The organism is Oceanicola sp. D3 (assembly GCF_006351965.1).
Classification (GTDB): Bacteria; Pseudomonadota; Alphaproteobacteria; order Rhodobacterales; family Rhodobacteraceae; genus Vannielia.
In genome coordinates, this window is record NZ_CP040932.1 from 2,281,543 (window position 1) to 2,300,813 (window position 19,271).

A 19,271-nucleotide genomic window follows, 5' to 3' on the forward strand; every position below is an offset into this window, starting at 1 on the left:
TATGAAACCTGCCTCAATAACTTGCGCCCGCCTTGTGCGGGCGCTTTTTTTTTGGCTGCGGCAGACCCGCGTCTTTCCTCCATCCCGCGCAACATCACGATCCGACAAACTGACGCAGGGCGGGAACGTCTTGTGACATTCTCCGTTTCCTTTGCAGGTGCAGCATCTATGCTCTGCACCAACGGATTTTCGCAAAAGGAGAAGAGAGATGTCTCTCAAAGGCAAAACCGCCGTCATCACCGGGTCCAACTCGGGGATCGGGCTGGGAGTTGCGCGTTCGCTGGCTGAAGCGGGGGCCAATGTGGTGCTCAACTCGTTCACCGACCGCGACGAAGATCACGCGCTGGCCGAAGAGATCGGCAAGGCCCATGGCGTCGAGGCCCGCTACATCAAGGCCGACATGTCCAAGGGCGATGAGTGCCGCAAGCTGATCGAAGAGGCGGGCGCCTGTGATATCCTCATCAACAACGCTGGCATTCAGCACGTGGCCCCGATTGACCAGTTTCCGGCGGAGAAGTGGGATGCGATCATCGCCATCAACCTCTCTTCGGCCTTCCACACCACCGCTGCGGCCCTGCCGCTGATGCGCAAGGCCGGTTGGGGCCGCATCATCAACATCGCCTCCGCCCACGGCTTGCGCGCCTCGCCCTACAAATCGGCCTATATCTCCGCCAAGCACGGCATCGTTGGCATGACCAAGACCGTGGGGCTGGAGACGGCGAAAGAGCCGATCACCGCCAATGCCATTTGCCCCGGCTACGTGCTGACCCCGCTTGTGGAAGCGCAGATTCCCGACACGGCAAAGGAATACAACATGAAGGAAGACGAGGTGGTCGAGAAGGTCATCCTCGAAAAGCAGCCCTCCAAGGAGTTCGTCACCACCGAACAACTCGGCGGCCTTGCCATCTTCCTTTGCTCCGACGCGGCGGCCCAGATCACCGGCACCACGATCTCTGCCGATGGTGGCTGGACGGCCAGCTAGGCACGCATCATGGCACAGAAAAAGAAGATCGCCGTCAACCTCGCACTCCAGGGGGGAGGGGCCCATGGTGCCTTCACCTGGGGTGTGCTTGATCGGCTGCTGGAGACCGGCGATTTTGAGGTGGCGGCCATATCCGGCACCTCAGCCGGGGCGGTGAATGGCGCGGCGCTCAAGGCCGGGCTGGTGCGCGGGCTGGCCGATGGCGATGTGGAAGAGGGCAACCGGGTGGCCCGGGCCAACCTCGATTGGCTTTGGGAGCAGATGGGCGCGATTCCTGACACCCAGATCAGCCAATGGCTTGCCCCCTTTGCGCCGCCCGCCGAAGTGGTGAGCAAGTTCATGGAGTTCTCGCCCTATTTCTGGATGCAGGAAACCGCCGCCCGCGTGGCCTCGCCCTACAGCCTCGGCCCGTTTTACGACAATCCGCTTCGCAAGGTGGTGGAAGCCTTCGATTACACCCATGTCTGCCACGCGCGGGGGCCAGACTTCTATGTGTCTGCCACCAATGTGCGCACCGGGCGCATTCGGGTGTTTCGCGGCGATGAGATCACGCCAGAGGTCATTCTGGCCTCGGCCTGCCTACCCACGGTCTTTCGTGCGGTAGAGGCCAAGGATCCGGTAACGCTAACCGATGAATTCTGGTGGGACGGCGGCTACACCGGCAACCCGGCGCTGTTCCCGCTTTATGCGCACCATCTGCCCGATGACATCATCATCATCAACATCAACCCGCTGGAGCGCGAGGAGCTGCCGCAAACCCCGCAAGACATCGCCAACCGCGTCAACGAGATCAGCTTCAACGCCGCGCTGATGCAGGAGTTGCGCGCCATTGCCTTTGTCCATCGGCTGATCGACAGCGGCACCATCCCAGAGGGCGCGATGAAATACGTGCGGGTGCACATGATCTCGGATGACGATCTGATGAACGATCTGTCGGTCGCCACCAAAACCGTGCCCAACCCCTACGTGATGAGCGAGTTGAAAGAAGCCGGTCGCCGGGCTGCGGCGCGGTTCTTGAACGTCAATGGCGCCAAGGTCGGCAAGAAAAGCAGCGTCGATCTGGCCGCGATCTATGGCGACGGGCTCGGGCGGACCTTTCCGGAATGACAAACGGCAAACAGGCCGCTGCGGAAAGCTCCGAGCGGCCCCTGCCGGGCGACAATCCGGTTGGCGTCAGTTGGCGACGCTGATCCCGAAGAGGATAAGGGCCGTGATCGGCACGATGATGTCGTGGCTGCCACCTGCCGCGGTGTCGGCGGCAATGGCGTCACGGCTGACCAGCGTGTCCTGAGGGGCGGTGGTGTCTGCGTCGGCTGTCACAGTCGGCTCCATCACCGGCTCATTCAGGCCACCGGCAAAAGCCGGGGCGGAAAGGGCGACAGAAAGAAGGCCTGCGTAGAAGAGTTTCATCGGGTTTTTCCCATTTTTTTACCTGCTCGGAACTCAATTTAAGCTGTTTCCGTGCGGTCGCAACGGCAGCTCTCGGTTGCACCACAAGATGTGGCTGCAATGTCGCAATTTTAGCGCATATGGTGCGGGTGAGGGGCCTTGGAGGCGCCTCAGGCCGCCCCTTTCTTCTTTTGCATCTCTTCCACCGCCGCCGCGCCGCCCGGGATCGAGGCGGGGATTCTGTCGGAGGGGTAAACGAGGCCCGCCGAGATAACCAACTTGGCAGCGTCTTCCACCGTCATATCGAGTATGATGGCATCCTTGCGCGGAACGAAAAGCAAAAAGCCCGAGGTCGGGTTGGGCGTGGTCGGCAGAAAGACCGAAAGCAACTCGTCATCATTCGGATACTTCGCGGCGATTTCGCCTTTGGCCTTGGTCGAGACGAAGGCAATCGCCCAGATCCCCTCGCGCGGGTATTGCACAAGGCAGGCCTTGTCGAAGTTTGTCTCGGTCTGGGCAAACACAGTTTCTGCGATTTGCTTGAGGCCGTTGTAAATGGAACGGACCACCGGCATTCGGTCCACAAGGCTCTCAGCCCAACGCAAGAAGGAACGGCCCAGAAACCCCTTGGCCATCCAGCCAACCAGAATGGTGAACAGCAGAAAGACGACCACGCCAACACCCCGGATATTCACCCGGATCGGCTCACAGCCCTCGCAGTTGAAGAAGCGGTTCACCAGCGTTTCAGGGTGATAGGCGCCGGGCACAAAGGGCATCACAACCCCATCGACCCAGCCCACAACCGTCCAGATCAGCCAGATGGTCACGGCAACGGGGCCGACGACAACAAGGCCGGTGAAGAAGGAAGAACGCAACCCAGAGAGCCAACCGGGACGGCGGTAGGGCTTGGGATCGAGCGGGTTTTCCGGGGTCGGTGGCGTCTTGGCCATCGTGGGGTGGGCACTCCTTGGGCGATTGCATCAGAAGTATGCGCGCAAGTGGGGCGCGACAAGGGATGGCAGGTGTTAACGCACCGTTTCTGCCCGCATTTGGGCGATTTCGCCTGCGATTTCGGCAGCAAGCCGAGCGTTGTGGCGCACGAGGGCAATATTTGCGGTCAGCGAGCGCCCCTCGGTGGCGTGGAAAATCCTGTCGAGCAGGAAGGGCGTTACCGCCTTGGCGGCGATCTGCTCGGCTTCGGCAGCGGCCAGCGCCTCGGCGATCACTGGTGCCAGCTCCTCGGCGGGGATTTCGGCCTCGCGCGGAATCGGATTGGCGACCAGCTGCCCGCCCTCAAGGCCCATCTGCCCGCGCATCACGTGCGCCTGCGCCACCTCGGCGGCAGTTTCGGCGCTGAGCGGCGAGGGCAAGCCGGAGCTGCGCGACCAGAAGGCCGGAAACTCTGCCTGCCCCATGGTGATGACTGGAACGCCAAGGGTTTCAAGCACTTCTAGGGTCTTGTTGATGTCCAGAATGGCCTTTGCCCCGGCGGCCACCACGCTTACGGGTGTTTTGGCCAGTTCCTGAAGGTCGGCGGAAATATCAAAGCTCAGCTCGGCCCCGCGATGCACCCCGCCGATGCCGCCGGTGGCGAACACTTCGATCCCTGCCAGCCGCGCCCCGATCATCGTGGCGGCGACCGTGGTGGCCCCGGTGCCGCCGCTGGCGAGGCAATGGGCGATGTCAGCGCGCGAGAGCTTGGCCACGCCGGTTGCCTGCCCCAGCGCGTCCAGTTGCGCCTCGGTCAACCCTGCACAGAGTGCGCCCTCCAGCACCGCGATGGTGGCCGGAACCGCACCGGCCGCGCGGATATCATCCTCCACCGCGCGGGCGGTTTCCACATTCTGCGGATAGGGCATGCCATGGGTGATGATGGTGCTCTCCAGAGCAACCACGGGGCGGTTTTCAGCAAGCGCATCAGCGACTTCTTCGGTGATCTTCAACTTCACAGGCGGGTTTCTCCAGAAACATAGGCGGCCGTCACGGCCTGGGCATGAGCAAGCGCCTCGGCCCGGTTTTGCCCGGCGGCCTCGGCGGCGATATGGGCGGCCATAAAGGTATCTCCCGCGCCCGTCACCCGCTCAACCATCACCGGCGGCGGGGTGGACACGTGGGTTTGGGCCTCGGAGGCATCGCAGGTTTCCGCCCCGCCATCCGTCACCAGCACGCGGCCCGCACCCCGCGCCACAAGGGCCTTGGCGGCGCTCGCGGCATCGTCAAACGGCCTCTGGGCCAGCAGCCCGGCCTCTTCGCGGTTGAGATAAAGCGTGGTGCCCCGATGACCGAGCAGCGGCAGCAGGCGCTCGGCCTTGCCCGGCGAGGCGGGCGCAACCCGCAGATCGGCGGCGGCAAACAGGGGGCTTTCAGCGATTTCGGCCAGCAGAGTTTCTGTCAGATTGCCGTCAAGCGCGATGAGGCCGGGGTAGGGGGCCTGCGCCGAGCCGAGCCGCCCGTCTTCCAACGGTGCCAGAATGCGCGCCCCGGCGGCCTCCAGCGAATGGGCATCGGCCAGCGCCGCCACCAGCCCGCCCGCGCCTTCGATGGCCATATAGGTGTCTGTCGGTAGGTCATCGGAGCGGTGCAGGAAGCCGGTTTCCAGCCCCAGCAGGTCGCAACGCGCCACCAGTTCCTCGCCCGGCCCGTCGCGCCCCACCGAACTCAGCAGCACGGGCGACAGACCGGCGCGGCGCAGGGCCATGGCGATGTTGAGCGCAACGCCGCCCGGAATGCGGGTGATCCGGCCCGGCACATCCGCACCCAGCCGCATCGAGGCGGGGGTGCGGCCGATCACGTCCCAGAGGACGGAGCCGATACAGAGGATGGAGGGCGCAGCCATGCGCGCTTTGTGGCTCCAAGCGCGGGCCGAGGCAAGCCCCAGAAAGCAAGCCTATTTCCAGTCTTCGGGCCGCATGTCGGGGTTTTCGAGCATTTCCTCAAACCGCAGGATTGCGGCCTGAGGAGGCATCGAACTGGGCATTGGCACCACCGAGCCATCATGCAGCACGATGATCGGCGCGGTGCCCGGCATGATATCGCTCGGGTCGCCCGACGACAGGTAGGCCTTGGTGTTGTAAAAGAAGATCCAGCCGTAGGTGCGATCCATCGTGCGTTCTTCTTCAACCACAAAGTCATGGTCGCTGATCGTGGCGATTTTCTCCCGCACCAGTTCCAACGCCTGCTCTGGGGTGATCCGTTCTCCCGCCATCAGTCCTGCTCCCGGCTCAAGGCACAAGGCCCCAGCCAATATTGCTGCCGCCATCAGAGTTGTAGCGCGTGTTCGCTCTCGCCGCATCGGTGATCACCTCTCTCCGGTTGCCCGGCCCCCAGTCCTGGCTTTCGACGATCCCCACAGTGCCCCCGTCATTGGCCATGACGACGACGTGGGAGGCGGTGCCGCTGGAATAGCCGATCCCTACGATCGCCCGAGTTCCGGGGCCGCCGGCCTGAACCGCGTCGAACGCGTCCTGAAAGCTGGAGCCCCACTGGAGCGTGGTACCGTGCCGCGCCTCGATGTCAGAGAACGACCCGTCACCATGCGCCGGGGCGGTGGCGTTGGGGTCGGTGCCGTCCAGCCGGTCGAGCACCGCGTCGATGGAATGGCCGCAGTTGATCACGCTGCCCGAAGGGTTCACCCCGTTTGCCGCGCTTTGCAACATGCTACCGGGCACATAGGCCAGCCCGATCATCACCGTGGGGCAGCCCATGGTGATGACGCCGCCATGGGCGCAGGGGTCGCCCATGCGGGCGGCGGGCAGGTTATTGACGAGGACCGAGGGCGAACCGAAAACGATGGTGTCGGGCGGGCCGACACAAAACGCCATATCCGTCTGCCGGGCCTGCGGAAGGTTGCAGGTCAATACGTTGATCGAGCAGGCCGGCAGGATCGGGCCGCCGACATGGGGGATGGGAGGAACGCCCGGAGTAACCATCGGGCACGCGTGAAAATCACTCATTCTGGCGGCGGGGGGCATGGCCTGCGCCTTTCGTTAAAATGATCGGTCAAAAAATATTTGCCACGGTAACGCGCAGCGTCTGTCTGCTAAAACAGATAGGGGTTGCGATCCGGGGTTGCAAGTTTTTGCGCCCCGCGCTACATGCGCGAACACTTCACAGGCGGGGTTTGGGCCCTGCGGGGAGACATCCCGCAAAGGTCCGCCGGTTGGGCATTAGCCCTCACGCCCCGCCGAGGCGCAAACCGGAAAAGGAACATTGGACATGGCGCTCCCTGATTTCTCCATGCGTCAGCTGCTTGAAGCTGGCGTTCACTTTGGTCACCAGACCCAACGATGGAACCCCCGCATGGGCGAGTTCATCTATGGCGACCGCAACGGCATCCACATTCTCGACCTGACGCAGACCGTCCCGATGCTGGACGCCGCGCTCAACGTCGTGCGTGAGACCGTGGCCAAGAACGGCCGCATCCTCTTCGTTGGCACCAAGCGTCAGGCAGCTCGCCCGATCGCTGAAGCCGCCGAAAAATGCGCGCAATACTACATGAACCACCGCTGGCTCGGTGGCACGCTGACCAACTGGAAGACCGTCTCCCAGTCGATCCAGCGCCTCAAGAACATCGACGAGCAGTCGGCCATCGGTTTTGAAGGCCTGACCAAGAAAGAGCGTCTCGGCATGGAGCGCGAGCAGGCCAAACTGCAAGCCTCGCTCGGCGGTATCCGCGAGATGGGCGGCCTGCCCGACCTGCTCTTCGTCATCGACGTGAACAAGGAAGACCTCGCCATCGCCGAAGCCAAGAAACTTGGCATCCCGGTCGTAGCCGTGGTCGACACCAACTGCTCGCCCGATGGCATTGACTACATCATCCCCGGCAACGATGACGCCGCCCGCGCCATCGCGCTCTACTGCGACCTCATCGCCCGCGCTGCGCTGGACGGCATGACCGCCCAAATGGGCGCCGCCGGCGTTGACATCGGTGCGCTGGAAGAGGCCGCCGTTGAAGAGGCGCTTGCCGCTGAAGCCTCCGATAAGGCTCCCGCCGCCGAAGAAGCCCCCGCGGCTGAAGAGGCTGCGCCCGCCCAAGAGGCCGCCGAGAGCTGAGAGGCACCGGGGCAGGGGGCTTTGATGGCCCCGCCCCCTTGTCATCACACCGATAAACGGGCGGTGCATAACCGCCCGTACCTATTGCAATAAGATCTCCCGAAGGAGCATGACATGGCTATTACCGCTGCACTGGTGAAAGAGCTGCGCGACAAGACCGGCGCCGGCATGATGGACGCCAAGAAGGCGCTGACCGAGAACGACGGCGACATGGAAGCCGCCATCGACTGGCTGCGCACCAAGGGCCTCGCCAAAGCCGCCAAGAAATCCGGCCGCACCGCCGCCGAGGGCCTCGTGGCCGTCAAGGTTGAGGGTGGCAAAGGCGTGGCCGTTGAGGTGAACGCCGAAACCGACTTCGTTGCCAAGAACGCCGAATTCCAGGAAATGGTCGCCGGCATCGCCGATGTGGCCACCGGCGTTGATGACGTTGACGCGCTGAAGGCCGCCGACATGGGCGGCAAGACCGTTGAAGCCGTGATCACCGACAAGATCGCCACCATCGGCGAGAACATGTCGATCCGCCGCATGGCGAAGATCGAGGGCGAAACCGTTGTGTCCTACGTGCACAATGCCGCTGCTCCCGGCATGGGCAAGATCGGCGTGCTCGTCGCCCTCAAGGGCGGTGATGAGGCCTTCGGCAAGCAGGTTGCCATGCACGTGGCCGCCGCCGACCCGCGCCCGCAGGCCCTCAACGAAGACGAGCTCGATCAGGAGATCGTCGAGAAAGAGCGTCAGGTGCAGATGGACATCGCCCGCGAAAGCGGCAAGCCCGAGCAGGTCATCGAAAAGATGATCGTTGGCCGGATGAAGAAGTTTCTCGCCGAGATCACGCTTCTCAACCAGTCCTTTGTCATCAACCCCGACCTGACTGTGGCCGAGGCCGCCAAGGAAGCCGGTGCCGAGATCGTCGGCTTTGTGCGTCTTGAAGTGGGTGAAGGCATCGAGAAGAAAACCGAAGACTTCGCCGCCGAAGTCGCCAAGGCTGCCCAGGGCTGAGCCTTTCAATCTGAAAAACAGGGGCCGTCGAACGCAAGTTCGGCGGCCCTTTTTCGTTTTGGCGCACTCATAAAAACACTGTGGTGCGGCACCCTGGGAAGGGACCGCACCACAAAAACCGAACCGAATGACACCGCGTCATTTTGGGGATGAGGACAGGCTATCCTGTTCGGGGTGCCGACCCGGCAGGTGAAAATACACCCCCAGGCCAGCGATCCGGTTACCCGGTGTAGCCTGAGCTCCCCAGTATTGTGAGGCCGCTCCTGCCACGAGTTCCTTGGCTAATGCCACCACTCACGGAACGGTGTCAAAATGACAAATACCGTAGGGGAAGGAAAGCAGGGAAAAGCTTACCCCCAATCCTTTTCACGCTACATTCACGCTCGTTCACGGATCTACCGGATAGGCCCGGCTATCCGCTGCGTTCAACTTGATAAATCTGGTTAAGAAGGCTCGCCTTCAGCACCGCCTGTGCGGTGGTTTCCACCCCCAGAGACTCGCGTGCGAGCCGTAGGTGCTTCTCAACGGTGGCCGCAGTCAGCCCAACGATGGTTGCGATATCAGCGGTCGTCTTGCCATCACCAACCCATTCCAGCACCTCGCGCTGACGGGGGGTCAGCGGGCGGCGGGCGTTCAGGAGGGGCAGGGTGGTGATCTTGAGGTGCGCCACGTTGTTCAGCGCCCAGATCTCGCGGCCATGACGGTTCCAGATCTCGTCAACCTCATCCTGCTCTACGCCCGGATCGGGTGCCAGCCCGATCCCGGCACGCGTGCGCTGGCTGGAGTGCGGAAAACTCAGCGTAACACCGGTTAGCAGATCATAGCTGCGATTGAGCTCAAACAACCGCTCCTCAGCGGAATCCATCAGCCCGGCTTCCGCGCGCTCTGCAATCCACCGCCAAGAGCGAGCGCCCACATTGTCGATGCCCCAGCGCACCATCGGCGCATGAAAGTACAGCCCGCCATCAAGGAACCGCGCCATATAGTCGGGGTCGAAGGTCGACATGATGGTGATGTCTTGCCGGTCGCCCAGGTGCAGCCCCGAGCGGTGACTGGTCAGGCCATAGAGCAGGCGGGTAAACCCGAACTCCGCCATCGCACCGCGGAGATACGCCCAAACGTCCTCCAAGTTGCGGCAAGCAATGATCTTCTCAACCGTATCTAGCATTTTTGTTAAACTGACGCGCAGGCAGTAACACCTGCACCCATTCCTCGTTATCCCCAGCTTGACCTATGGGCTTAAACGCAGCTTGTCGATTGCTCAGGCAGAATTCTGCTGAAACAGTAACGGAGATGGTTAATTCGTGAATAAGTTGAGCGCCAACACCCATAGGGCGAATATGATGTTGTGGCAGATGGTTACCCGACATTCCTCAACCCTCGTTATTAACATAATACCGATTATAGGCATATCGGACACTACCAAGGTCATATAGGCTCAAGCGCCCCGTCACCCCCCTTTTCGCCGCATCAGCCCCCGCGCCGGGTCATAGCCCCAGAGCGCCAGAACAAAGAACGCAGCGAAGCAGACCGCTACGATGGCAAGCGCCCAAAGGTTTGGCGTGCCGTAGAGCGAGAAGCGGATCAGCTCGACAGCATGGGTGAACGGGTTCCACGCGCAGATGTCCCGCAGCAGCTCAGAGCTCTCGGCCATCTTCCACAGCGGGTAAAGTGCCGAGCTCAGGAAGAACATCGGGAAGATCACGAAGTTCATCACCCCCGCGAAGTTTTCCAGCTGCTTGACCGTCGAACTGATGAGCAGCCCCAATGCGCCCAGCATCAGCCCGCTGAGCACCAGCGCCGGAAACACCAGCAGATAGCCCTCCCAAGGCAGCTGGATGCCATAGAGCGCCGCGATGCCGAGAAAGGCGTAAACCTGCAAGATCGACACGGCCACACCGGCCATCAACTTGCAGAACAACAGCCACCATCGCGGCAGCGGCGAAGTCAGCAACAGCCGCATCGAGCCCATCTCCTGATCGTAAACTAGGCTCAGAGAGCTTTGCATCCCATTGAAAAGCTGGATCATTCCGCACAGGCCCGGCAGGATATACACCTCGTAGGTGATGTAGGTCTGATACGGCGGGATGATCGACACACCGAGCGCGGCGCGAAAGCCCGCGGCAAAGATCACCAGCCAGACAAGCGGCCTGACCAGCGCAGCAAAGAAGCGGGACCGCTGATTGACGAAGCGCGCCGCCTCGCGCCGCACGATGGCGACAAGGGCGGTGAAAAAGCCACTCATGCGCCCTGCCCCGCGCCTGTCATCTCCATGAAGGCATCTTGCAGAGAGCCATCGCCAGCCAACTCACTAGCCCGCTTTTGCGCCAGTACGCGGCCCTTGTGCAGCACCACCACGTCATCTTCCGGGGCGATCTCATCGACCAGATGCGTGCACCAGAGAACACTTAAACCGCCGCCCGCAAGTGCATGAACATGCTCGGTAATTGCCAGCCGTGAGGCGGTATCCAGCCCCACCGTCGGCTCATCAAGCAGCAGGAGTTCTGGGCCATGCACGAGTGCGCGGGCAATCTCCATCCGCCGCCGGTGCCCGCCATTAAGGCTGCGCACCTTTTCGCCGGCACGTTCGCGCATTTCCAGCCGGTCGAGCGCCGCGTCGATTTGCGCCTGTGCCGCGCGCCCGGAGATGCCGTGGAGCGCAGCAAAATAGGCCATATTGCGGGCCACCGTCATATCCAGATCAAGCGTCGGCTGCTGAAAGACCACGCCGATCTTGGCAAGCGCCGCCCTCGGCGCGCGGGCCATGTCATGCCCGGCGACCCGGATTTCGCCCTCGCGCGTCACCAACAGCCGGGTCAGCAGCGAAAACAGCGTGCTCTTCCCTGCCCCGTTTGGCCCCAGCAAGGCACAAAACTGCCCGCGCGGCACTGCAAAGCTGACGCCATCCAGCGCTTGTTTCGCGCCGTAGCGAAACGACACATCACGCAGGAGAAGCGCCTCGCTCATGCCGGAAAACAAAGCTCTGTCAGGGCTTTACACATCTGAGGTGGTCCTTTTCCTCAGGATGCAGCACCGCCGGGCTGCCTTCAAGGTGCAGGATGCGCCCCGTTAGCCGCTCTGCCTCCTCGCGGGCGTGGGTCACCAGCAGCACCGATGGCCCAACCTCTGCAATCAGCGCCTCTGTCAGCCGCATCATGCCCTCGGCCATCTCCACATCGAGCGACACGAAGGGCTCGTCCATCACCAAAAACTCCGGCTTGCCCGCGAAGGCCCGTGCGAGTGAAAGCCGCCGTTGCTGGCCAAGCGAAAGCTGCCCGGGAAAGAGCCCTGCCTTATCGGCAATCCCGACCCGCCCCAAGGCCTCGCGCGCCTCGGCGTCACCCAGCCCGCGATGCACCAGCGTCAGGTTTTGCAGAACGGTGCGCCACGGCAGCAGCGTGGGCTCTTGGAAAACAATCGCCATGCGCTCGGGCCGCTCTATATGGCCTTCAAAGCGCCGGTCGATCCCCGCCACGATCCGCAGCATGGTGCTTTTGCCCACACCGGACGGCCCCAGAACGGCGAGCGTTTCCCCCTGCCCCAGTTCAAACCGCACGCGGCCCAGCACCTGGCTCTCGCCGAAGTGCTTGGAATGGATATCGACCGAAATCATGCCGTCCGCCACCGGCGTGTGCGCCGCTCCCAGGGTTGCAGCACGGCCCATTCCACCGTCAGCATCACCGCGATGAAGGAGAAGGCATACACCAGCACCATCGCCACGTCGAAAAGCTGGAAGTAGAGGTGGATTTGAAAGCCCACGCCCGACGAGCGGCCCAGGAACTCCACCACCAGCACGATCTTCCAGATCACGGCGATGCCGGAGCGGGCGGCGGCGGCCATGAAGGGCGCAAGTTGCGGCAGCACCACATGGCGCAGCCGGTCGAAGAAGGGCATCCGGTAAACCCCTGCCATCGCGTCCAAATCCGGCGAGAGCGCCCGCGCGCCCTCCCTTATGACCGTGGTCACATTTGGGATCTTGTTGAGAGTTACGGCGGCAATGGCAGCCGCTTCGGTGAGGCCGATCCAGAGGTAGCAAAGCACGATCAGCACCAGCGCCGGCAGGTTCAAAAACACCACCAGCCACGGGTCCAGCCATTGGTTCACCCGCTCGCTGCGGCCCATCATCAGGCCCAGCACGCAGCCAATCGACATCGCCAATAAGAACGCCCAGGCCACACGCAAAAGCGTATGGCCCAGATGATATAGCAGCTCACCCGCGCGCAACTCGGCCCAGAATGGCCCGATCAGCGCCCAGGGCTGCGGCAGGATCGTCGGGTCGGCTGTCAGCGCGGCGGCAACGATCCAGAGGCAAACGAGCCCCAGAAGCGATAGCGCTGGCGTGCCGACCCCTTTCACGCGGTTATTCGGAGGTCAGGAACAGGCCCTTGGGCAGCTCCGTCGCTTCACCCACCAGTTCCGCTCCGCCGAGGCTGGCCATGACCTTCAGCAGCGCGTCCGCCCCGGCTTCCGAAACGGGTGCATCGGCCGGAATCCCGGCGCGAAAGTCCGTTTTCAGCGTTTCAAACTGCGCGTCGGTCTTGGCATTCATCATCGGGCGGATCGCCTCCCATGCGGCATCGTCAGAGGCCAGAAGCTCCTTTGCATCCCGGCTTGCGCGATACATGGCATGGCCCAGGTCGGGGTTTTCCGCAAGGAAGCTCTCTTTCATCACGTAGCCCAGCAGCGGCGTTTCCGGGTCGAGCCCCAGCGCAGAACTGGCCGTCTCCACCGAGATCACCTCGCGCATGCCCGCCGCCTTCATCTTGGCGAGGAAGTGCCAGAAGTTGATCGCCCCGTCGGTCTCGCCCGAAAGCCCGCTTTTGAAGATCAGCGGCGGCGCGCCAAACACCTGCTCGGTCTCGGCCTTCAGGTCCATCCCGTATTCTTGCTCGGCATAGGCGCGCAGAATGAGCCAGCTTTTGTCGAGCGGCCCGCCGGCAATGCCCACCTTCTTGCCCTTCAGGTCTTGAAGGCTCTGAATGTCGCTGTCAGCGCCCACAACGAGGCCGCCCACGGCCTTGGAATAGGGCACCACTACATAGTCCTTGCCCGCCGCACGCTGCCGGGCAACCCAGATCCAGTCGGCCACGGCCAGGTCTGCCTCGCCGCCCTCCAGCGCCACCCGTGTTGCGCCATTGTCGGCGAAGGGCTGCACCACAAGCTCAAAGCCGTGCTTCTTGTCAAAGCCATTGGCCTTGATCGTCTCAAGCTCCCAGTTCACCGTGCCGATCTTCAGCACAGCCGCCCGGATCTGCGGCAAATCCTGCGCAATCGCGCCCGCCGCCGTGGCAAGGGCAGCAGCCCCGGCCAGTGCAAGTGTTCTCAGCGTCTTCATGTCAGTCCTCCCAGAGTGTGGCCCCCTGCCCTGCTCTTGCACAGGCAAGGGGCCGATGGGCGGGCCTATTCGGCGCGCCGCCCGGTTTCGTTCAACTCCGCGTCGAGCGTGATGTCATATTGCTGACCGCCCTCGCAAATCACGTCATCCAGATCGTAGCCGCCATCCTCTTCCATCTCGATGTCGTCTTCGTCCATCTGGCACTTCATTTCCGTCAGCTTCATCATGATCTTCTCGACCGTCTCGGCATCGGGCCCGTCGCCATGGGCTTCGGCAAAGGCGGCACCGCCGAGCATCAGGGTCGCGGCAATGGTTGCAATCGTGCGTTTCATTCGGGGTTCTCCTCCCTATTGGATGTTAAAGGTGACCATCTGCGTTTCCCCGGTGCTTCCGGGGATGCGCAGCACGTGGCTACCCGGCTTGATCGCCACAAAGGAGATTTCCGCCGTTCCCGCTGCGTCGAATTCGAGGCTCTCAACCGCCATCGGCCGGATCTCGATCTGGTTGATGACGATCTCGTTCATCCAGATCGCCCTGAAGAAGTCCGGCCCGCTGATCGCCAGTTCGGCAGAGCCATCGGCGGTGATCAGCAACTTGTAATAAGCTCCCGATTGCAGCGTATAGGTGCCCTCGGCTGAAAGCGGCTGCCCGGAGGCCAGCGTCAGCTCGATCGGCTCGCCCCGGTTGCAACTGGCCAGCAGCCCGGCAAAGCCAAGGTCATCGCAAAGCGGGGCTGCCGCAGCAGGGGCCGCCATGAGCGCGGTGAGCGCCAGTGTCAGGTATTTCATTGTTCCTCCCATCATTCCGGCGTCGCCACGGCACCCCAGGGCTGTTGCCCCACCTGCACCGATTTGATCGCCTCCTGCGCCTCCACGTCGATGATCGTCACATCGTTGGAGTTGCCGTTCGTCGTCACCAAAAACTCCTCGCCGGGTGTGAAGGCCAGTTGCCACACGCGTTGCCCGACCAGAATGTATTTTTCCACCTCCATTGTATCGATATTGACCACCGCGACCCGGTTGGCCGGGCCTAGTGCGACGAACAGCCAATTGCCGTCGCTGGTGGCCTTCGCGCCCACGGGTTGCAGCCACTCGGGCTGCACGCCCGCCACCTCGAAGCCGATCTTTTGCGTCAGGTTCGGGGCCTCGCCCGTCATGTCGATCACGCTCACCGTGCCGCCGATCTCGGAGGTGACGAAGAGCCATTTGCCATCGGCGGTAAACTCCGCATAGCGCGGGCGCTGATCGACAAGGATGTTATGCTTGATCGAATAGTCCGAGGTGTCGATGAAATGCGCCATATTGGTGGTTTCGGAGGTGTTCACCACCCACTTGCTGTCGGCCGAAATCCCCATGCCTTCCGGCTCCACGCCCACGGGCACCTCGGCCAGCACGGTATGGCTCTCGGTGTCCACCACCGTCACAAGGTTGTCGTCCTCATTGGCAATGTAAAGCGGGTTGCCGGAGGGGTGCAGAACAAACAACTCCGGGTCCGGCCCACTGGGCAGCGAATAGAGTTCCTCATAGGTTTCCGTGTCGAACACACGGACGAGATCATCATCGCTGGCGCAGACATAAAGCAGCTTGCCGTCTGGGCTGATGGTAATGCCGCGCGGGCGGTTCCCTGCGGAAAACTCTTCCAGCACCTCCCAGCTTCCGGCGTCCAGCACTGTGACGGTGTTGCCCCGCTCGTTTGAAACAAACACCTTCTCCGCCATCGCGGGCAGCGCCGTTGTAGCCAGCAAAGCGGCCAGGGCCAATCCTCTCATACTCATCCTCCAAATGCCGTGCAGGCGCTTTCAGGCCGGTCCAGCCCGAGCGTGTCGAGCGGTGAGACCTGATGCAAAAAGCCGTCCTGCGGTGAGACGCTGGCTGTGATCCGCCCGTCAAAAAGCAAGACCGGCTGGCGTAATTGCCCGTTCCACGGGCGGAATGTGACGGGCACCCCCTTGAAGGCGGCCACTTCGAAATCGTCGCTCAAGAGGTAGTCGCGCAAGGCCGCCACCTCACCGGTGCTCGCCCGCGTCACCGCCTCGCCAACGATCCGCAAGGCGAGCCATGTGTTGTAATCCTCCTCGCGCACGTAGCGACCGGCGAGTTCCTCAAAGCGGGTCTGAAACTGGGTCGCACCCCAGGCCTCTTGCGAGCCGTGGAAGGTTACGGGCCGAAGCCCCGCCGCCCCCATCACCGGCGCGGGCGTCCAGAGGTGAAACGGCAGGTAGGGTGCGAAGTAGTCGGAGGCGTCGGCAGCGATGACAATGTCATGCTCTTCGGCCCCCTGCGTGGCGACGGGGATCTGGCGTTGCACAAGCACATGCCCCGAATCCGTGCGCCGTGCGCCGCCGGTGTCTTCAAACTCGCGCTCCTCCACGATCTGTGCGCCAAACTTCGCCGCGGCCCGGCGGTAGGCCTCGGCCTGCGCCAGATCGGCGGGGTTGGAGCCGTGGATCAGCATCCACTCCGTCCATTTTTTCCATACGGCGAATTGCGCCACGGCATCGGCCCTCTGGGCCATGGACGGCGCGATATGCAGCACGTTGGCACGGCATTCGCCGTCTCGCAGGGCCACGTCCCCGGCCAGCGCATTGAGCAACAGCACCCCCTCGCCCGCCATATCAGCAAGGCGCAGCAGGTCGTCTCCCGCGGCCATTACAACAATGATTTCATGGCCCGCATCGAGCAGCGCCTGAAAGGCGGCGTCGGCCTCTTCGGGCGGGGCGGCGACGGTCTCTACCTCGTAGGTATGGCCCAGAAAGCTGCCGGTGGTCATGTTGTCTTCGGTCGCCAGCACCGCGCCTGCAAAGCCCAGGTCTTCGGGCACGTCATCAAAGCGAGAAATCGGCGCAAGCGTTGGATAGTCGATCCGGAACACGGCAGAGCGCATCTCAACAGCCGCCGCAGGCGCGGCGACGAGCAGCCCGCACATGCCGAGTACCAGCATGATGGCAACGTTTCGCAAATTGTCCTCCCTGCACCGTCACATGCGGCGCTTGGCCTCAGCCTGCCACAGCCCAAGCCGCCACCAAACCGATACCTTTGGCGCAATTGCGCACCATGGTATACCCCTTAGCATTCTTCCCAAGATTGTGCCGCAGTTGCGCGCCGGGGCCTTGTTTTTCCGGCATTAATTGCCAAATCCCGCGGAGGAGCGGGCCGGCGAAAAAGCGCGCAGGCACAGCGTTCAAGGGAGGATCAGACCCCGTGCCAAACCGCACCCGCCGCGCGCTACTTCTTGCTGCGCTCACCGCCCCCATGATCGCCGCGCTTCCAGCCGCCGCGCATGGGCCGACCCGTCAGAAGGTGACGCTCACAACCGAAGTGCCCGCCCCGCCCGCAGAGGTTTGGGCGGTGGTCGGCAATTTTCAGGATATGAGCTGGCACCCCGCCGTGTTTTCGACGGAGGGCGAAGGCGGCAACGAGATTGACGCCACGCGCCTGCTGACGCTGGGCGAAGAAGGCGGCCCGACGATTGACGAGGTGCTCTACAAGTTCTCCGACGAGAAGATGAGCTATTCTTACCGCATCACCGAAGTCGCGGTCGAAACGCTGCCTGTCACCAACTACTCCTCGCACCTTACTGTGAAACCGGGCGCAAACGGCGGCTCAATCATCGAGTGGCGCGGCGCGTTCTACCGGGGCTACCCCAACAACGACCCGCCCCCCGAGCTCAACGACGAGGCCTCCATTGCCGCCGTCTCCGCTGTGTATCAGGCCGGGCTGGATGCGCTGGCCGAGCGCTTTGCCGGCTCCAACTAGCCTCCTCTGCCTCATCCTCCCCACCCTCGTCGCAGGCCAGCTTGCGGCGGGGGATCTGGCCTACGTCACCAACCAGAGCTCCTCTGATCTCTCGGTGATCGACCTCGCAACCCGCACCGAACGCGCCCGCATCCCCGTTCCCGGCCAGCCCGCCGGGGTGGTGGCGCATGGCGGCATGGTCTGGGTCGTCGCGCCTGAAACCAAAACCATCCGCCGCCTCTCCCCCGAGGGCAGCATCCAGGCCGAAACCACGCTCGAGGGTGGCCCAACCGGCGTGGCGCTGGACGCCACCCGCAATCGCCTGTTCATCTCCGACTGGTTCAATGCCCGCATCTGGGTGCGCGATGCCACCACCCTTGCCCCGGTGACGGAGCTGCAAACCGGCGCCGCCCCCGCTGGCCTCGAAATCTCCCCCGATGGCCGCTGGCTCGCCGCCGCTGCCCGCGATGCCCACGAGGTCGCCCTCTTCGACGCGCAATCCCTCGCGCCCCACGCTACCGTCCCCACCGGCACCCGCCCCTACGGCCTCGGGTTCGACCCGTCAGGCCGCCTCTGGGTCGGCAATGTCGGCACCAACGACGTGACGGTGATCGACCCGGAGGCCCCCAGCGCTATCACCACCCTCCCCGTGGGCGAGCGTCCCTATGGCATCGCCTTCGCCCAGGGCCGCGCCTTCGTCACAAACCAATACGCCGACACGGTTTCCGTGATAGACTTGGCCAGCCTCGCCCCCGTCGCCACCCTCGACGTGGGCGAATACCCGGAGGGGATCGACGTGGCCGAGGGCGGCGCGCAGGTGGTGGTGGCGGGCTGGTTCTCCAACACGCTCACCGTGATCGACGCGCAAAGCCTTGAAACCTTGGCCGAAATTCCCACCGGCGACGGCCCCCGCGCCTTTGGCCGCTTCGTGATGGAGGACAAATGAAAGCCCTGTTCCTGCCCGCGCTATTCGCGCTCGCCAGCCCCGCCTTCGCGCTGGAGCCCGCCTGGCCTGATCTTGAAGCCGCGCTCTATGAGGGCCGCACGCTCCTGCCCGGCGATGATGTCATCGCCATCGACGCCCCCTACCGCACCTATGACGATGCCCGCACCCTGATTGCCGCGCAGGTGGCCGCGCCCGAGGGGCGGCTGCTGTCGTCCGTCACCGTCATCCTTGATGAAAACCCAATGCCGGTCTCGGCAGTGTTCACCTTCCGCCAGCCCCTGCCCCGCTTCAACTTCGAGGCGACCTTCCGCATCAACGGCCCCACGCCGATGCATATGGTCGCCGAAACCACCGATGGCGCGCTTTGGATGGTGGAAACCTTCGTCAAAACCTCCGGCCAAGGCGCCTGCGCCGCGCCGCCGGGCACCGATCCGGAAGAGGCCTTGGCCACGCTGGGCAACATGGAGATCGCACTGGAGCCCGGCCCCTCCGGCTCCGCGCTCGACCGGCTCGGGGCGCTGGCGCATGGCGAGAAGCAGGTGGACATCGACGTGATGCACCCCAGCCATTCGGGCATGCAGATGGATCAGATCACGCTGCTCTTCATCCCAATGCGCTACGTCGAGAGCTTGGATGTGGAGCTTGATGGGGCGGGATATGTCGACATAACCGGCTCCATCTCGCTCAGCGAGAACCCGAGCGTCTCCCTCTCGGTGCCCCGCTCCGCCGCTCACCTCGGCGTCACGATGACCGACACCGAAGGCACCACCACCCACGCCGAGCGGGCGCTGGCCGACTATTGAACCGGCCTGCTGCGCAGATGCGATGAATGGCCGA

23 protein-coding genes are annotated in these 19,271 nt (G+C 63.3%); 7 read left to right on the forward strand and 16 right to left on the reverse strand.

The window, feature by feature from the left end; genetic code table 11:
* The first annotated feature begins 208 nt into the window (after positions 1 to 208).
* The gene (locus tag FHY55_RS11520; protein ID WP_140014333.1) at positions 209 to 982 is read left to right on the forward strand and encodes a 3-hydroxybutyrate dehydrogenase; all 774 of its coding nucleotides are present in this window, start codon (positions 209 to 211) and stop codon (positions 980 to 982) included.
* Positions 983 to 991: 9 nt separating this feature from the next.
* Entirely contained in the window at positions 992 to 2,089 is a 1,098-nt protein-coding gene (locus FHY55_RS11525) for a patatin-like phospholipase family protein (RefSeq protein ID WP_140014334.1), read from the forward strand.
* 66 nt (positions 2,090 to 2,155) lie between these two features.
* Here FHY55_RS11525 and FHY55_RS11530 read toward each other — a convergent pair whose 3' ends face one another.
* From FHY55_RS11530 to FHY55_RS11555, 6 genes are all read right to left on the reverse strand, one after another.
* Positions 2,156 to 2,392, reverse strand: coding sequence for a hypothetical protein (locus FHY55_RS11530; protein WP_140014335.1), 237 nt, complete (start codon positions 2,390 to 2,392; stop codon positions 2,156 to 2,158).
* Positions 2,393 to 2,541: 149 nt separating this feature from the next.
* Positions 2,542 to 3,321 carry a DUF502 domain-containing protein gene (locus FHY55_RS11535; protein ID WP_140014336.1) on the reverse strand — a complete coding sequence of 260 codons (780 nt, stop codon included), beginning with the start codon at positions 3,319 to 3,321 and terminating at the stop codon, positions 2,542 to 2,544.
* A 75-nt stretch (positions 3,322 to 3,396) separates the two neighbouring features.
* Positions 3,397 to 4,320, reverse strand: coding sequence for a pseudouridine-5'-phosphate glycosidase (locus FHY55_RS11540; RefSeq protein ID WP_140014337.1), 924 nt, complete (start codon positions 4,318 to 4,320; stop codon positions 3,397 to 3,399).
* Positions 4,317 to 5,207, reverse strand: coding sequence for a PfkB family carbohydrate kinase (locus tag FHY55_RS11545; protein WP_140014338.1), 891 nt, complete (start codon positions 5,205 to 5,207; stop codon positions 4,317 to 4,319). Before FHY55_RS11545 ends, FHY55_RS11540 begins: the two co-directional genes overlap by 4 nt.
* A gap of 51 nt (positions 5,208 to 5,258) precedes the next feature.
* Positions 5,259 to 5,576, reverse strand: coding sequence for a YrhB domain-containing protein (locus FHY55_RS11550; protein WP_168222986.1), 318 nt, complete (start codon positions 5,574 to 5,576; stop codon positions 5,259 to 5,261).
* Between the two features lie 16 nt (positions 5,577 to 5,592).
* Entirely contained in the window at positions 5,593 to 6,324 is a 732-nt protein-coding gene (locus tag FHY55_RS11555; protein ID WP_254695291.1) for a PAAR domain-containing protein, read from the reverse strand.
* Positions 6,325 to 6,586: 262 nt separating this feature from the next.
* On the opposite strand from FHY55_RS11555, the gene rpsB reads away from it, so the two are divergent.
* Both rpsB and tsf read left to right on the forward strand, forming a co-directional pair.
* Complete coding sequence (rpsB, locus tag FHY55_RS11560; protein ID WP_140014341.1) at positions 6,587 to 7,423, forward strand: 30S ribosomal protein S2; 837 nt, start codon at positions 6,587 to 6,589, stop codon at positions 7,421 to 7,423.
* A gap of 114 nt (positions 7,424 to 7,537) precedes the next feature.
* Positions 7,538 to 8,419 carry a translation elongation factor Ts gene (gene tsf, locus FHY55_RS11565; RefSeq protein ID WP_140014342.1) on the forward strand — a complete coding sequence of 294 codons (882 nt, stop codon included), beginning with the start codon at positions 7,538 to 7,540 and terminating at the stop codon, positions 8,417 to 8,419.
* A gap of 412 nt (positions 8,420 to 8,831) precedes the next feature.
* Here the strand turns inward: tsf and FHY55_RS11570 are convergent, their stop codons facing one another.
* From FHY55_RS11570 to FHY55_RS11615, 10 genes are all read right to left on the reverse strand, one after another.
* On the reverse strand, positions 8,832 to 9,548 hold the full coding sequence (locus tag FHY55_RS11570) for a LuxR family transcriptional regulator (RefSeq protein WP_254695292.1): 717 nt from the start codon (positions 9,546 to 9,548) through the stop codon (positions 8,832 to 8,834).
* 321 nt (positions 9,549 to 9,869) lie between these two features.
* A complete protein-coding gene (locus FHY55_RS11575; RefSeq protein ID WP_140014344.1) occupies positions 9,870 to 10,664 on the reverse strand; it encodes an ABC transporter permease in 795 nt (264 codons plus the stop codon).
* Complete coding sequence (locus tag FHY55_RS11580; RefSeq protein WP_140014345.1) at positions 10,661 to 11,386, reverse strand: ABC transporter ATP-binding protein; 726 nt, start codon at positions 11,384 to 11,386, stop codon at positions 10,661 to 10,663. The genes FHY55_RS11575 and FHY55_RS11580 overlap by 4 nt, the downstream gene beginning before the upstream one ends.
* A 19-nt stretch (positions 11,387 to 11,405) precedes the next feature.
* Positions 11,406 to 12,032: an ABC transporter ATP-binding protein gene (locus FHY55_RS11585; RefSeq protein ID WP_140014346.1), complete on the reverse strand. Its 627-nt coding sequence runs from the start codon at positions 12,030 to 12,032 to the stop codon at positions 11,406 to 11,408.
* Entirely contained in the window at positions 12,029 to 12,775 is a 747-nt protein-coding gene (locus tag FHY55_RS11590; RefSeq protein WP_140014347.1) for an ABC transporter permease, read from the reverse strand. The genes FHY55_RS11585 and FHY55_RS11590 overlap by 4 nt, the downstream gene beginning before the upstream one ends.
* A 4-nt stretch (positions 12,776 to 12,779) precedes the next feature.
* On the reverse strand, positions 12,780 to 13,754 hold the full coding sequence (locus FHY55_RS11595) for an ABC transporter substrate-binding protein (RefSeq protein WP_140014348.1): 975 nt from the start codon (positions 13,752 to 13,754) through the stop codon (positions 12,780 to 12,782).
* Between the two features lie 65 nt (positions 13,755 to 13,819).
* Positions 13,820 to 14,086: a PepSY domain-containing protein gene (locus FHY55_RS11600; protein WP_140014349.1), complete on the reverse strand. Its 267-nt coding sequence runs from the start codon at positions 14,084 to 14,086 to the stop codon at positions 13,820 to 13,822.
* A gap of 15 nt (positions 14,087 to 14,101) precedes the next feature.
* Positions 14,102 to 14,542, reverse strand: coding sequence for a hypothetical protein (locus tag FHY55_RS11605; RefSeq protein ID WP_140014350.1), 441 nt, complete (start codon positions 14,540 to 14,542; stop codon positions 14,102 to 14,104).
* An 11-nt stretch (positions 14,543 to 14,553) separates the two neighbouring features.
* Positions 14,554 to 15,522, reverse strand: a complete 969-nt coding sequence (locus FHY55_RS11610; protein WP_140014351.1) for a YVTN family beta-propeller repeat protein — start codon at positions 15,520 to 15,522, stop codon at positions 14,554 to 14,556.
* Between the two features lie 2 nt (positions 15,523 to 15,524).
* Complete coding sequence (locus tag FHY55_RS11615) at positions 15,525 to 16,679, reverse strand: ABC transporter substrate-binding protein (protein ID WP_371707730.1); 1,155 nt, start codon at positions 16,677 to 16,679, stop codon at positions 15,525 to 15,527.
* Positions 16,680 to 17,005: 326 nt separating this feature from the next.
* Between FHY55_RS11615 and FHY55_RS11620 the strand changes: the two genes are divergently transcribed.
* From FHY55_RS11620 to FHY55_RS11630, 3 genes are read left to right on the forward strand one after another with little or no spacing between them, the layout of a single operon-like run.
* Entirely contained in the window at positions 17,006 to 17,509 is a 504-nt protein-coding gene (locus tag FHY55_RS11620) for an SRPBCC family protein (RefSeq protein WP_140016092.1), read from the forward strand.
* Positions 17,475 to 18,434 carry a beta-propeller fold lactonase family protein gene (locus FHY55_RS11625; protein ID WP_140014352.1) on the forward strand — a complete coding sequence of 320 codons (960 nt, stop codon included), beginning with the start codon at positions 17,475 to 17,477 and terminating at the stop codon, positions 18,432 to 18,434. Before FHY55_RS11620 ends, FHY55_RS11625 begins: the two co-directional genes overlap by 35 nt.
* Complete coding sequence (locus FHY55_RS11630) at positions 18,431 to 19,237, forward strand: quinoprotein dehydrogenase-associated SoxYZ-like carrier (RefSeq protein WP_140014353.1); 807 nt, start codon at positions 18,431 to 18,433, stop codon at positions 19,235 to 19,237. Before FHY55_RS11625 ends, FHY55_RS11630 begins: the two co-directional genes overlap by 4 nt.
* Positions 19,238 to 19,271 lie beyond the last annotated feature (34 nt).

Excerpts from the sequence above, each read along its gene's own strand:
- FHY55_RS11600 (WP_140014349.1), bottom strand. The coding sequence starts at position 14,086 with ATGAAACGCACGATTGCAACCATTGCCGCGACCCTGATGCTCGGCGGT.
- FHY55_RS11630 (WP_140014353.1), top strand. The coding sequence starts at position 18,431 with ATGAAAGCCCTGTTCCTGCCCGCGCTATTCGCGCTCGCCAGCCCCGCC.
- FHY55_RS11580 (WP_140014345.1), bottom strand. The coding sequence starts at position 11,386 with ATGAGCGAGGCGCTTCTCCTGCGTGATGTGTCGTTTCGCTACGGCGCG.
- FHY55_RS11610 (WP_140014351.1), bottom strand. The coding sequence starts at position 15,522 with ATGAGAGGATTGGCCCTGGCCGCTTTGCTGGCTACAACGGCGCTGCCC.
- FHY55_RS11530 (WP_140014335.1), bottom strand. The coding sequence starts at position 2,392 with ATGAAACTCTTCTACGCAGGCCTTCTTTCTGTCGCCCTTTCCGCCCCG.
- FHY55_RS11595 (WP_140014348.1), bottom strand. The coding sequence starts at position 13,754 with ATGAAGACGCTGAGAACACTTGCACTGGCCGGGGCTGCTGCCCTTGCC.
- FHY55_RS11550 (WP_168222986.1), bottom strand. The coding sequence starts at position 5,576 with ATGGCGGGAGAACGGATCACCCCAGAGCAGGCGTTGGAACTGGTGCGG.
- FHY55_RS11625 (WP_140014352.1), top strand. The coding sequence starts at position 17,475 with ATGCGCTGGCCGAGCGCTTTGCCGGCTCCAACTAGCCTCCTCTGCCTC.
- FHY55_RS11605 (WP_140014350.1), bottom strand. The coding sequence starts at position 14,542 with ATGAAATACCTGACACTGGCGCTCACCGCGCTCATGGCGGCCCCTGCT.
- FHY55_RS11615 (WP_371707730.1), bottom strand. The coding sequence starts at position 16,679 with ATGTGCGGGCTGCTCGTCGCCGCGCCTGCGGCGGCTGTTGAGATGCGC.
- FHY55_RS11535 (WP_140014336.1), bottom strand. The coding sequence starts at position 3,321 with ATGGCCAAGACGCCACCGACCCCGGAAAACCCGCTCGATCCCAAGCCC.
- FHY55_RS11520 (WP_140014333.1), top strand. The coding sequence starts at position 209 with ATGTCTCTCAAAGGCAAAACCGCCGTCATCACCGGGTCCAACTCGGGG.
- FHY55_RS11525 (WP_140014334.1), top strand. The coding sequence starts at position 992 with ATGGCACAGAAAAAGAAGATCGCCGTCAACCTCGCACTCCAGGGGGGA.
- FHY55_RS11575 (WP_140014344.1), bottom strand. The coding sequence starts at position 10,664 with ATGAGTGGCTTTTTCACCGCCCTTGTCGCCATCGTGCGGCGCGAGGCG.
- tsf (WP_140014342.1), top strand. The coding sequence starts at position 7,538 with ATGGCTATTACCGCTGCACTGGTGAAAGAGCTGCGCGACAAGACCGGC.
- FHY55_RS11555 (WP_254695291.1), bottom strand. The coding sequence starts at position 6,324 with ATGAGTGATTTTCACGCGTGCCCGATGGTTACTCCGGGCGTTCCTCCC.
- FHY55_RS11585 (WP_140014346.1), bottom strand. The coding sequence starts at position 12,032 with ATGATTTCGGTCGATATCCATTCCAAGCACTTCGGCGAGAGCCAGGTG.
- rpsB (WP_140014341.1), top strand. The coding sequence starts at position 6,587 with ATGGCGCTCCCTGATTTCTCCATGCGTCAGCTGCTTGAAGCTGGCGTT.
- FHY55_RS11545 (WP_140014338.1), bottom strand. The coding sequence starts at position 5,207 with ATGGCTGCGCCCTCCATCCTCTGTATCGGCTCCGTCCTCTGGGACGTG.
- FHY55_RS11620 (WP_140016092.1), top strand. The coding sequence starts at position 17,006 with ATGATCGCCGCGCTTCCAGCCGCCGCGCATGGGCCGACCCGTCAGAAG.